10 protein-coding genes and 1 pseudogene are annotated in these 12,613 nt (G+C 62.3%); 6 read left to right on the top strand and 5 right to left on the bottom strand.

All coding sequences use genetic code 11. The annotated features are described in order from the left end of the window. The 4 genes from AC56QP_RS10405 to AC56QP_RS10420 all read right to left on the bottom strand — a co-directional run bounded on the left by AC56QP_RS10405 (window position 1) and on the right by AC56QP_RS10420 (window position 5,203). Window positions 1-1,140: an ABC transporter ATP-binding protein gene (locus AC56QP_RS10405; protein ID WP_489859791.1), complete on the bottom strand. Its 1,140-nt coding sequence runs from the start codon at window positions 1,138-1,140 to the stop codon at window positions 1-3. Between the two features lie 83 nt (window positions 1,141-1,223). Continuing rightward, the gene (locus AC56QP_RS10410) at window positions 1,224-2,321 is read right to left on the bottom strand and encodes a polyamine ABC transporter substrate-binding protein (RefSeq protein ID WP_489859790.1); all 1,098 of its coding nucleotides are present in this window, start codon (window positions 2,319-2,321) and stop codon (window positions 1,224-1,226) included. 350 nt (window positions 2,322-2,671) lie between these two features. Then, window positions 2,672-3,625, bottom strand: a complete 954-nt coding sequence (locus tag AC56QP_RS10415) for a DMT family transporter (RefSeq protein ID WP_489859789.1) — start codon at window positions 3,623-3,625, stop codon at window positions 2,672-2,674. Between the two features lie 135 nt (window positions 3,626-3,760). Further along, window positions 3,761-5,203 (bottom strand): helix-turn-helix domain-containing protein, encoded by a 1,443-nt coding sequence (locus AC56QP_RS10420; protein ID WP_489859788.1) that lies wholly within the window; start codon window positions 5,201-5,203, stop codon window positions 3,761-3,763. Window positions 5,204-5,439: 236 nt separating this feature from the next. On the opposite strand from AC56QP_RS10420, the gene aceA reads away from it, so the two are divergent. The 3 genes from aceA (at window position 5,440) to AC56QP_RS10435 (ending at window position 7,709) form a co-directional block, all read left to right on the top strand. Then, on the top strand, window positions 5,440-6,729 hold the full coding sequence (aceA, locus tag AC56QP_RS10425) for an isocitrate lyase (RefSeq protein WP_489859787.1): 1,290 nt from the start codon (window positions 5,440-5,442) through the stop codon (window positions 6,727-6,729). A 54-nt stretch (window positions 6,730-6,783) separates the two neighbouring features. Continuing rightward, on the top strand, window positions 6,784-7,026 hold the full coding sequence (locus tag AC56QP_RS10430; protein WP_006202762.1) for an SMc00767 family acetate metabolism repressor: 243 nt from the start codon (window positions 6,784-6,786) through the stop codon (window positions 7,024-7,026). A 278-nt stretch (window positions 7,027-7,304) separates the two neighbouring features. Continuing rightward, a complete protein-coding gene (locus tag AC56QP_RS10435; protein WP_489859786.1) occupies window positions 7,305-7,709 on the top strand; it encodes a response regulator in 405 nt (134 codons plus the stop codon). A gap of 71 nt (window positions 7,710-7,780) precedes the next feature. Here the strand turns inward: AC56QP_RS10435 and AC56QP_RS10440 are convergent. Beyond that, a pseudogene (locus AC56QP_RS10440) lies at window positions 7,781-8,496 on the bottom strand (HAD family hydrolase). A gap of 143 nt (window positions 8,497-8,639) precedes the next feature. Between AC56QP_RS10440 and AC56QP_RS10445 the strand changes: the two are divergent. The 3 genes from AC56QP_RS10445 to AC56QP_RS10455 all read left to right on the top strand — a co-directional run bounded on the left by AC56QP_RS10445 (window position 8,640) and on the right by AC56QP_RS10455 (window position 12,595). Further along, window positions 8,640-10,076 carry a glutamine synthetase family protein gene (locus tag AC56QP_RS10445; RefSeq protein WP_489859785.1) on the top strand — a complete coding sequence of 479 codons (1,437 nt, stop codon included), beginning with the start codon at window positions 8,640-8,642 and terminating at the stop codon, window positions 10,074-10,076. Window positions 10,077-10,206: 130 nt separating this feature from the next. Next, window positions 10,207-11,493 carry an NAD(P)/FAD-dependent oxidoreductase gene (locus tag AC56QP_RS10450; protein WP_489859784.1) on the top strand — a complete coding sequence of 429 codons (1,287 nt, stop codon included), beginning with the start codon at window positions 10,207-10,209 and terminating at the stop codon, window positions 11,491-11,493. 253 nt (window positions 11,494-11,746) lie between these two features. Next, window positions 11,747-12,595, top strand: a complete 849-nt coding sequence (locus AC56QP_RS10455; protein ID WP_489859783.1) for an SH3 domain-containing protein — start codon at window positions 11,747-11,749, stop codon at window positions 12,593-12,595. Window positions 12,596-12,613 lie beyond the last annotated feature (18 nt).

The following is a 12,613-nucleotide window of genomic DNA, read 5'->3' on the forward strand; positions in this document are numbered from 1 at the left end:
CTACCGCGTCAACACGACGCCGGCGTCGGGCCGGAAAGAGATCCAGGCCCGGTCGTTCCAGCTCAGCGGATCCTCGGTGATGCGTGCCGCGTTCATCGTGCTCGCCCGCACCATCTGCCCGTCGTCGAGCCTGACGTGGTAGACAGTCATGTCGCCGAGATAGGCGATGTCGTAGACTTCGCCCTCGAGCGCATTGACGGCATCGACCGGCTTCTTAGACGAAATCTTGATCTTCTCCGGCCGGATGGCGAAGACGATGTCGGCGCCCGTAGCGGTGTCGACGGCGTTGTCGACGACGATCTGGGCTCCGCTGGCGCCGGCGATGCGTGTTGTCTTTGCCGTCCGCTCGGCAACCTTGCCCTCGAACATGTTCACGTTGCCGACGAAGTGGGCGACAAAGCGCGAGGTCGGGGCTTCATAGACTTCGGCCGGCGTTGCCACCTGCATCACCTCGCCCTTGTCGATGATGGCAATGCGGTCGGCCATGGTCATGGCTTCTTCCTGGTCGTGGGTGACGACGACGAAGGTCAGGCCGAGATTCTGCTGCAGGTCCATCAGTTCGAACTGCGTTTCCTCGCGCAGTTTCTTGTCCAGCGCGCCGAGCGGTTCATCGAGCAGCAGCACCTTCGGCCGCTTGGCGACCGAGCGGGCAAGCGCGACACGCTGGCGCTGTCCGCCGGACAGTTGATGCGGCTTGCGCTTGGCGAACTGTTCGAGCTTGACCAGCCTGAGCATTTCGGCGACGCGCTTTTCGATATCGGGCGCGGACATGCCTTCCTGCTTGAGGCCAAAGGCGATGTTCTTCTCGACCGTCATGTGCGGAAACAGGGCATAGGACTGGAACATCATGTTGACCGGCCGCCGATAGGGCGGGATGCCGCGCAAATCCTGGCCATCCAGCAGGATGCGACCGGAAGTCGGCTCCTCGAAGCCGGCGAGCATGCGCAGCAGCGTCGATTTTCCGCAACCGGAGGCACCGAGCAAAGCGAAGAACTCGCGCTCGAAGATGGTCAGCGACAGATTGTTGACGGCGGTGAAGTCCCCGAACTTCTTGGTGACGTTGTCGAACTGGATATATGGCTTGGCGTTCGGATCGTTCCATGGCGCGAAATCCCTGCGGATGCTGCCAAGCGATTTCATGTCCCACTCCGTCTTGGTTCTTGCTTCTTGCCCCAGAAAAGAATTGGTCCCGGCAGGGGGCTGCCGGGACCGTGTCGGATTGCCTACTGGCCAGTGACGATCTTGGTCCAGGTGCGGGTGACGACGCGCTGGGTCTTGGGGTCGTAGGGCGAGACCGTGTAGAGCTTCTTTATCGTCTCGGCATCGGGATAGACCGAAGGATCATCCAACAGTGCCTTGTCGACGAATTGCTGCGAAGCCTTGTTGCCGTTTGCGTAGAGCACGTAGTTCGACGATTTGGCGATGACTTCCGGCTTCATCATGTAGTTGATGAACTCGAGCGCCTCGGCGACATGTGGCGCATCGGCAGGGATCGCCATCTGATCGAACCACATCTGCGCGCCTTCCTTCGGTACGGAATAGCCGATCTCGACACCCTGCTTGGCCTCGACCGCACGGTTGCGGGCCTGGAAGACGTCACCCGACCAGCCGACCGCCAGGCAGATATCGCCGTTGGCGAGTGCGTTAATGTATTCGGAAGAATGGAACTTTCTGATGTACGGCCGAACCTTGAGCAAAGCCTCCTCGGCCTTGGCGATATCGTCGGGCGAGGTGCTGTTCGGGTCGAGGCCGAGATATTTCAACGCCGCCGGAATGATATCGGCCGGCGAGTCCAGCACGTAGACGCCGCAGTCCTTCAACTTGGCCAGGCTGTCGGGATTGAAGAACACATCCCAGCTGTCGATCTTGTCGGTGCCGAGCGCGGCCTGCACCTTCTTGATGTTGTAGCCGAGACCAACGGTACCCCACATGTAGTTGACCGAGTATTCGTTGCCGGGGTCGTATTTGGCGGTTCGCTCCGAGACCGTGTCCCACATGTTGGAAATGTTCGGCAGCTTCGACTTGTCGAGCTTCTGGAACACGCCGGCCTGGATCTGGCGCGCGAGGAAGTTGCCGCTGGGCACGACGACGTCGTAGCCGCTGCCGCCGGCAAGCAGCTTGGTCTCAAGGATTTCGTTGGAATCGAAGGTGTCGTAGACGACCTTGATGCCGGTTGTCTTGGTGAAATCGTCGATGATCGAGCTGTCGATGTAATCCGACCAGTTGAAGACGTTGACGACACGGTCCTCCGCGTGGCCCCCGACAGTGAAAAGTGTCAGAAATGCCGAGGTTGCCGAAAGCCAGAGCGCTTTGCGGATCATGCTATTCTCCTTTGATGAGTGTTCCTTCGCCGGCTCGTCGCGGACCCCGCGCGACCGGGCATTTGTTTCAGACTATTGGGCTTTCCAGGGGGCGACAAGCGCGAACTGCCGGCACAATGGGGGTGGTTCGATGCGCGGCAGGTGATGGCTCCGTGTCCCTGTCTCGGCCTGGGAGGCGTGCCGATGCCGTCAGAGGCTTTCGCCGTGGCGTGGGCAGAGATACGATGATGTGGTCCGGTCTCGATCTGACCGGCAGGGAGACTTGGCAAGATAAGCCTGTCTTGTTGTTGCCGTATTCCCAGCCTGCCCGGGCGGCAACGACGTTGTCAATGGCAAAGCTGCAGACCGCGTCAATTAGGCGACGGCACCCCGGTGACCCCCGCGCGCACGGGCCGTGTCTGGCGCTTGAACTCTAGCCCGATATGGACGAGCAGCGCCGTGACCACCACCGCGCCGCCAACGATGGTGCGCCCGGACGGCACCTCGGAATGAATGAGCCAGACCCATATCGGCCCGAGGATCGGCTCGAACGTGCCGAGCAGCGCCGCGATGGCCGCCGGGATCAGCCGGGCGCCGGTGGCGAAGAAGGCGAGGCCGAGGCCGAGATTGACCACGCCGAAGGCGAAGAGAAAGCCCATGTCGCCGGCCGATACGGTGAAGGTCGAAGCCTGCGAGGCGGCAAAGCCCGCCGCCAGGATCGTACCGAGACAGGTCGCCGGCGTCATGCGCACGCTGGAAAACCGCCGCGTGATGACGGTGGCGATCGAGAACATGAACGCGATCAGCAGCGCCAGCCCGTCGCCGATCGGCGAAACGGCGCCGTCAAGGGATTCCGACACCATGATGGCGACGCCGGCGATGACGGCGGCAATCGCCAGCCAGGTCGAGACAGTCACCCTTTCGCGAAAAAGTGCCCAGGCAAAGAGCGCCGCCAGAAGCGGCACGCCGGCCTGCATCAACAGGATGTTGGCGACGGTGGTGTAGGCAAGTGCCACGACGAACGCGGTCGATGCGATGGCGAAGCAGAACCCCACGGCAAGGCCGGGAAGGCCCATGTCGCGGAACAGTCTCAGCGTGCCTCGCCAGCCGTCGCGCCAGACCATGAAGCAGAGCAGGAACGCGGCAGCCCAGACGGAGCGCCAGAACACCACGGTCCAGCTGTCGTCGACGCTGATGAAGCGGGCGATGGTGCCGCCAAAACTCCACATCAGCGCCGACAGGAACACCAGCAGGAAGCCGATCCGCTCCTCCCGTTGCGGGGCGGGCGCTGCAACAAGGCTCGGCGATGATGCTGTGTCGGTCATGGGCGCGACTGTCGAGCTTTTGTGGACGGGACGATGCGCAAGGGACGACAGAAAAGTACCCTGTTCGCGTAACGCAAAGGCGACGGCCAGGGGTGAGCCAGAGACCGGCGACAATTGTGGCACCTTGCCACGGCGTCACTGGAAGTCGAAGGCACTCAAGCCCGTCACCATCTCGTCGAGGCCGAGGGGACGCGTCACCGGCGGTTCGGCGCGCGCCAGGCAGCCGACACGCTCGCAAAGCCGACAGGCAGGTCCCACTGGCGTCGCAGCAACGTTGCCGGCCTTTGCGGTGATTGCCGTGCCAGGAAGTGCCGCGCCATAGACGATGTCGTCACGAAAGCCGATGTCGCAACCGAGCAGCAGCGCCGTGCGGCGCGGGCGCTCGGAGAATGCGCCTTGCGGTCCCTCCAGCGTGCGGGCAATGCACAGGAACTCGGCGCCGTCGGGCATTTCCACCGCCTCGACGAAAATCTGGCCGGGCTGGGTGAAGGCGACATGCACAGGGAGCTTGGGACAGCCGCCGCCGAAGCGGCTTTGCGGAAAGCCCTGGCTACCGGCCTTGCGAAAGCGATTGCCGGCATTGTCGACCTCCAGCATGAAGAACGGCACGCCGAGCGCGCCTTGCCGCTGCAGCATGGTCAGCCGGTTCGCCGCCTGCTCGAAGGAGACGCCGAAGCGCGAACGCAGGACGTCGATGTCGTAGCGCGTGCGCACGGCAGCCGCATGAAAGGCCTGGTAGGGCATCATCAGCGCATGCGCCGCATAGCGGCCGAGTTCGAAGCGGGCGAGGCGGCGGGCCTCGTCCGTGCTCAACTTGAGTGCCTGGATCTCGCCGGCGACCGCAACCGTCATGCGGATCAGGCAGGCTTCCATCGCGACCTCGCGCAGCTGGTCGAACGGTGACAGGCGTTCGGACAGGAACAGGCGCTGCGAATGGCGATCATAGCGACGGCGCCAGTTCGGCATGGTGGCGACAGGCAGCACCTTGACCACGATGCCGTATTCGCGCTTCAGCCAGGCCTTCAGCGCACCGAACAGGTCGTCGCCGGGATCGAGCACCGAGGTGAATGCCGCGGCTTCCTCTTCAAGCGCCGCGAAATGGTTCGGCCGCCGCTCGAAGATCTCGTGCACCTCGTCGATCGGCAGGCGGGCACCGGAAAGGGCCGTCGCCCGCCCCTCGCGCGCCAGCAGCTCGTTGAGGTCGGACAGGCGCTCGGCCTGCTCGCGATAGGCGCGAAACAGCTTTATCACCGCCGCCGACGCATTGGGCGCCGCCTCGGCAAGCTCGATCAGCTCCTGATCGCCGGGCAATTCGCCAACCAGAAGGGGATCGGTGAACACTTCCTTCAAGGCGGCGACAGACCCCCTTGCCTCGCCCTGCAGTTCGTGTGGGTCGACCTTGTAGACGGACGCCAGTTTGAGGATCAGCTGCACGGTCAAAGGCCGCTGGTTGCGCTCGATCAGGTTGAGGTAGGAGGGCGAGATGCCGAGCCCCTCGGCCATCGCCGTCTGGGTCAGGCCCTTGGCGTTGCGGATACGGCGTATGCGCGGCCCGGCAAATATCTTCTGATCAGCCATCGACTGTCCTTGACAGGAATTTACACGACCTTCGCGGAATTTTGCTCCGCCGCCCTTTTACAATAATGACAGATTTACAGCAGCTCCCTGTCAAACACAACACAGGTTTTCTCTTATATTTCGCCATTTTCTTTGAATTCCCTGGCGCATTTTGCACCGCAATGTAAATTCAGTCACATTCCCAGGTCCAAATAACTGGCGCCCGGACACATCGCAGCAATCCTTCGGAGTGACCAATGACTGATTTTTACAACCTTGTCCCATCGGCACCGGAAGGTCGCTTCGACGGCATCGAACGCCCCTATTCGCCGGAGGATGTGAAGCGGCTGCGCGGGTCGGTGCAGATCCGCCAGAGCCTCGCCGAAATGGGGGCCAACCGGCTGTGGAAGCTCATCCACGAGGAGGACTTCGTCAACGCGCTCGGCGCCATGTCCGGCAACCAGGCGATGCAGCAGGTCCGCGCAGGACTGAAGGCGATTTACCTGTCGGGCTGGCAGGTTGCTGCAGATGCCAACACCGCCTCGGCGATGTATCCGGACCAGTCGCTCTATCCGGCCAATGCGGCACCGGAACTGGTCAAGCGCATCAACCGCACGCTGCAGCGCGCCGACCAGATCGAGACCTCCGAAGGCAACGGGCTTTCGGTCGACACCTGGTTCGCGCCTATCGTCGCCGATGCGGAGGCCGGCTTCGGCGGGCCGCTCAACGCCTTCGAGATCATGAAGGCATTCATCGAGGCGGGCGCTGCCGGCGTTCACTACGAGGATCAGCTGGCATCGGAAAAAAAGTGCGGCCATCTCGGCGGCAAGGTGCTGATCCCGACGGCGGCGCATATCCGCAACCTCAACGCCGCGCGCCTGGCAGCGGACGTGATGGGGACGCCGACCCTGGTCGTCGCGCGCACCGACGCGGAAGCCGCGAAGCTGCTGACCTCCGACATCGACGAACGCGACCAGCCTTTCGTCGACTACAGCGCCGGGCGCACCGTGGAAGGTTTCTATCATGTCAGGAACGGCATTGAGCCCTGCATCGCCCGCGCCATTGCCTATGCGCCTCACGCGGACCTGATCTGGTGCGAGACATCGAAGCCGGATCTGGCGCAGGCCAAGAAATTCGCCGAGGGCGTGCGCAAGCATCACCCGGACAAGCTGCTCGCCTACAATTGCTCGCCATCGTTCAACTGGAAGAAGAATCTCGACGACGCGACGATCGCCAAGTTCCAGAAGGAGCTCGGCACCATGGGCTACAAGTTCCAGTTCATCACGCTCGCCGGCTTCCACCAGCTCAACTACGGCATGTTCGAACTCGCCCGTGGCTACAAGGCGCGACAGATGGCGGCCTATTCCGAGTTGCAGGAAGCGGAGTTCGCGGCGGAAGCCAACGGCTACACCGCGACCAAGCACCAGCGCGAGGTCGGCACCGGCTATTTCGATGCTGTCTCGATGGCGATCACCGGCGGCCAGTCGTCGACGACCGCCATGCATGAATCGACCGAGCACGCGCAATTCAAGCCGGCCGCCGAATAACGAAAGAGAACACCGAGGAAACGCCCAGCAGGGCTGAGACACAGGAGAAGACCAATGGCATCGATAAGCCGCGTCAAGGAACGCGCCGAAGAGCAGTCCACCACGATGAGCGTCGACCAGCAAGCGACGATCCGCATGCTGGCCAACGATCTGCACCGCCTCAACCAATCCGTGATGAAGGCGGTCGAGGCAGGCGTCTCGGTCGAGCTCGTGCGCTCGGCACGGCATCACGGCGGTGACGGCAACTGGGGTGATTTGCTGATCCCGGTGATCGTCACGCAGCAGAGCCACGGCTGATCGAATCCGCTCAACCCACCCTTCACCTGCGCAGTCTCTGCGCAGGTGAATTTTCTTTTACGCAACGCATCGTGTGGACAGGCCAGTACAGTAGCGTTGCTTGAAATCACTGCCGCTGGAGACGGTTCCGAACTGTTTTATTTCAACTTGACATGGGCCGCGATCTCACGCCAATTGCGCTCCAGATTTCAACTCTGCATTGAAATGGGAGCGAGCTTCTTGGTTGACTTGGGTGCCCAGTGAATCGTGAGGATGAGACTCCAAAACGCCTGAATTTGGTGACCCGCGACCCGAGGACCGAGACGATCCGTGATCCGTCACACGTGCTTGTCGTCGGGAGATCGCCAATCAACCGGGTGGTGATTTCGAAGATCATCGAGCGATCCGGGCTCAAGCCAATCTCGGAATCGCCCGACACGGCGGCCAAGGTCTTGCGGTCCCTCATTCCGGGAGCCGTTGTCCTTGATGGCGGCGCCGACAACAAGGACTGCGACAACCTGATGTCCGGCATCGATGCGTTGCGGCGGGCCTCGGGCAAATCGCTTCCACCGGTGATCCTGCTTTCAACCAAAAATGGCACGCCGGAGAGCCTGGGCCTGTCGAGCGTCATCGACGTGGTGGTCGCCAAGCCGATTACACCCGAACGGTTGCAGCCGGTGATCGACCGCCTGATCAGCCGATAGAATAATTCCAGGAAAAGTGTGTAGCGGTTCTCCGTCCGGAATTGTGCAAAACAAATAGCCGAGGCCCACGATCAGCCTGGGTTCATGATGCTATTGACCAGCCCGGGCAACTGTCCGAGATCGGATATCAGGCGGAACCTCGGCTCGGCAACCGGAGCCTCGATATGCTCCAGCGCCCAGGTCAGTTCATGTGGCACATGGACACCCCAACCGCCGGCCTCGATGGCGGGCACGACGTCGGACTTCAGCGAATTGCCGACCATCATGCTTCTTGCGGGACCATCGCCGTGACGACTGAAGAGGCGGGCATAGGTGGCGGCATTCTTGTCACTGACGATCTCGACCGCGTCGAACAGATCCCCCGCCCGGATTGCGCCAGCTTGCGCTCCTGGTCGAAGAGGTCGCCCTTGGTGATCAGCACGAGGCGGAATGCGCCGGCAAGCTTCTCGACAGCCTCGCGCGCATGCGGCAAGGGTTCGATAGGATGGCTCAGCATCTCGCGACCGGCATCGAGAATCCCTGATATGACCGAAGCCGGCACGCGGCCTTGCGTGACCTCGATCGCCGTCTCGATCATCGACAGCGTGAACCCCTTGATGCCGAAGCCATAGACGGCAAGGTTGCGTCTTTCGGCCTCCAGCAATCGTGCCGAGATATGTCCCGCCTCGCCATGGTCGGCAAGCATGGCGGCAAAGCGCTTCTCCGTCATGCGGAAGAACTGCTCGTTCTGCCAGAGCGTGTCGTCGGCATCAAAGCCTATGGTGGTCAGTTCGCTGTTGTTTCGCATCGATGCCTTCCGGGCTGGGAAGCGCCCAAACCTAAGCCGACCGGCGCGATTTTCAACCGGGACGAGGAATGCCGGTCATGGCTCCCCTTCCCTTCCTCAGGGGGGCACGGCTATACTCCGAAATCCGCAACCCAATCTGGTGAATGATGCCGCCTGCAAAAAAGGAAGTCCGTCCGTCGAGCCGCGGAGGACGCGCCCGTACGCCTGCCTTCGTGAAAAACCACCGTGGCGTCAAGAACTGGAAGGAAGTCAGCGCCTGGCTGGAATGGCGCGGCATCGAGGATATCGAATGCATCACACCTGATCAGGCGGGTGTGGCGCGCGGCAAGATGATGCCGTCGAAGAAATTCACCTCCAACACGTCGCTGGCATTGCCGTCGGCCGTGTTCATGACGACGATTTCCGGCGGCTATCCCGAGGATGGCAACGGCTTTCACTATCCCGAGGACGACGGCGACCTCAAGCTGATGCCTGATCTGTCGACGCTGACGGTTGTGCCTTGGGAGGAAGACCCGACGGCCGCGGTCATCTGCGACCTCGTCCACCAGGATGGCCGCTCGGTCGAGTTTACGCCACGCAACGTCTTGAAGCGCGTGGTTGCAGCTTACGACAAGCGCGGCCTGAAGCCAGTGGTGGCGCCCGAAATCGAATTCTACCTCGTGCGCAAAAACCCGGATCCGGATTATCCCCTGACCCCGCCTGTCGGCCGCTCGGGGCGTGCAATCGGCGGTGGTGCCGGCTATTCGATCGCCGGCGTCAACGAGTTCGATGAACTGATCGACGACATCTACCATTTCTCCGAAAGCCAGGGCCTCGAGATCGACACGCTGATCCACGAGGAGGGTGCCGGTCAGCTCGAGATCAATCTGCGTCACGGCGACCCGATCGAACTGGCCGACCAGGTTTTCATGTTCAAGCGCACCATTCGCGAGGCGGCGCTCAAGCACGAGATCTACGCCACCTTCATGGCCAAGCCGATCCAGGGGCAGCCGGGCTCCGCCATGCATATCCATCAGTCGATCATCGACAAGAAGACCGGAAGGAACATCTTTTCGGCGGAGGACGGGTCGGAAACCGAAGACTTTTTCCATTTCATCGGCGGCATGCAGAAGCATGTGCCGAACGCGCTGGTGATGTTCGCACCCTATGTCAATTCCTACCGCCGGCTGACGCAAGCGGCGTCGGCTCCGGTCAACAACAAATGGGGCTATGACAACCGCACCACTGCGTTTCGCGTGCCACGCTCGGATCCGGCGGCACGGCGCGTCGAAAACCGCATCCCCTCCTCCGATGCCAATCCCTATCTGGCGCTGGCGGCATCGCTGGCCTGCGGGCTGATCGGCATCACCAACAAGATCAAGGCCGAGCCTCCCGTCCTGACCACCGCCAATGCCGACGAGATCGACCTGCCGCGCGGCCTGCTCGAGGCCGTCGACCTGTTCGAGGGCGACAAGGAACTCTGCGCGCATCTGGGCAAGTCCTTCGCCGCGACCTATGCGGCGATCAAGCGAGCGGAATTCGAGACGTTCATGGAAGTGATCAGCCCGTGGGAGAGGGAATATCTGCTGCTGAATGTGTGACGCGAATAGCGAATAGCGAATAGCGAATAGAAATGACGAGGCAGGTGACGTAGCCCGGAGTCCACTCTCAAATCTTCCCTATTCCCTACTCGCTATTACCCCCTTCCAAATCCCCGAGTCTTTGCCGATCATGCCCTACCAATCCCCCATCTCCCCCGGCCGTTCCTGGTACGAGGACACCGTCGGCCATCGGCCGGAGTACCCGACGCTCGACGGCGACCTGACATGCGACGTCGTCATCATCGGCGGCGGCTTTACCGGCCTGTCGGCAGCCGCCCACCTTGCCAAGGCGGGCACCAATGTGGTGCTGATCGAGGCCCACCGCTTCGGTGATGGCGCATCGGGCCGCAATGGCGGCCAGCTCGGCACCGGCCAGCGCGCCTGGGCCGAAGAACTGGAAGCCGAGTACGGCTTCACCCGCGCCAAGGCGTTGTTCGATCTTGCCGAAGAGGCCAAGACGCATCTCATCGAATTCGCCGCCGCCAACCAGATCGATATCGACTATATGCCCGGCCAGATGTCCGTGGCGCACAAGCCGCGTTATGTCGATGACTACAAGGCGCATGCCGAGATCATGGCGAGCCGGTTTTCTTACCCACATATCTCGTTCATGGATGCGAAGGAGACGGCGGAGCGGCTGGGCTCGACGCATTATTTCGGCGGAACGCGCGACACTGGCACCGGCCACATCCACCCGATGAAGCTGGTGATCGGCACGGCGCGGGTGGCGGCGCAAGCCGGCGCCCAGCTGTTCGAAGGGACGTCATCGACCGGCATCATTTCCAGCGGCGGCAAGGTGAAGGTTTCGACGCCGAGAGGCACGGTGTCGGCGCAGAAATGCCTGATCGCGGTCAACGCTCATGGCGGCGCGCTCGAACCGGTAAGTGCCGCGCACATCATGCCGATCGGTTCGTTCATCGGTGCGACCGTGCCGCTGGGAGCGGATTCGAAAGTGCTGCCGGGCGGCGAGGCCGTCGATGATTCCCGCTTCGTCGTGCGCTATTTTCGCAGATCGAAGGACGGGCGGCTGCTGTTCGGCGGACGCGAGATCTATGGCGTCAACGATCCAAAGGATATCCACATCCACATCCGCCGTCAGATCACGGAACTCTACCCGGCGCTCAAGGATGTCGAGATCACGCATGGCTGGGGTGGCTATGTCGGCATCACGGTGCCGAGAAAGCCGTTCGTGCGCGAAGTGATGCCCAATGTCATCTCGGCTGGCGGCTATTCCGGCCACGGTGTCATGCTGTCGAACTTCTTCGGCAAGCTCTATGCCGAAACCGTTGCCGGCAACCGCGACCGGCTGAAACTGATCGAGGACCTGAAGATTCCGCCGTTCCCCGGCGGTCGTCGCTTCCGCGCGCCGCTGCTTTTCCTCGCTCTCAACTGGTTCGCGCTGCGGGATCGGATCTAGCAGCTCGGTCCAATGTAATAATATTGTAACATTTGTTGCCCGGCCGACGCATTGCGCAATCCGCGTCAAGGGCGCAGAATCCTGAGCATTGGCGCACTGATGCCACAATCGCGGGCGAAAGATGCCGGTTCTGGGCGATTGTTCGGGGATTGCTGCGGGCCTGCCCGCGTTGATTTTGGGACCGATGCCGATCCGATGCCGGACTTCCGGCACCGATCGAAAGAACATCGGCCCGCTTATGGAGGTGGCGAGAGTGAGAGAGCCCTTCAGTTTCGGCACGCCGGAACGTCGGCGCTTTGCCATGCAGTTCGGATACGACATGCGGCCGTCCTTCTGGCAGGAAGTCCGTTCCAACTCGCATCTGGTGATCGCCGCGATCGGCACCGCCGCACTGCTTGGCGTTGCCGCAGTGGCGCTGTGGCTGGCAATGCCGGCCAGTGAGAGGCAAGCGGCGGCGAGCCCCGAGCAGACCATTCCGACCATTCCGGTGAAGACGACGAAAATCGCCCCTGTGGGGGCTGCGGTGGCCACCGCGGCCGTGCCGCAGGCGGCACGCAAGTCCAATAAGGTTTCACCGACGGTGGCGAGAGCGGAAGCCACCATGCAAGCGCTCGCGGCCAATGATCCCCGTTGGACCAATTCGCAGTCCAAGGCCGCCTCCGCCCCCAGCCAGGTGGCGAACCAGACCGAACAAGCGCCGGACAAACCGGCGGCGTTCGCGCAGCCGGCAGCCGAGACCGACGCCACCACCGAACTTGCCAAGGTTGCCGCACCCACCAGCGCGGCGGGCGGCGATCCCGATGGCGCGCAAACCGCCGCCATCCCGGCGGTGCAGCCGCAAGCGTCGGAACAGCAGCCCGAGGCAACCCGGAATGACAACAGTCAAGCCAAGGCGAAGCCACCGAAAGTGGTGGCCGCCGGAACCGGCCGCATCCTGAGGGCCGTGACCATGCGCAGCGGCCCGAAGAAGAACGCGGCCGCCATCAGCACGGTGCCCGCCAAAACCTCGGTGCAGGTGATGAGCTGCCAGAAATGGTGCCAGATCGTCTACAACGGAAAGACCGGCTGGATCTACAAGACCTACATCAAGACCGGCGCCTGATGCGTCGGAGGTGTTGAG

Source organism: Mesorhizobium sp. RCAM 05104 (assembly GCF_059683645.1).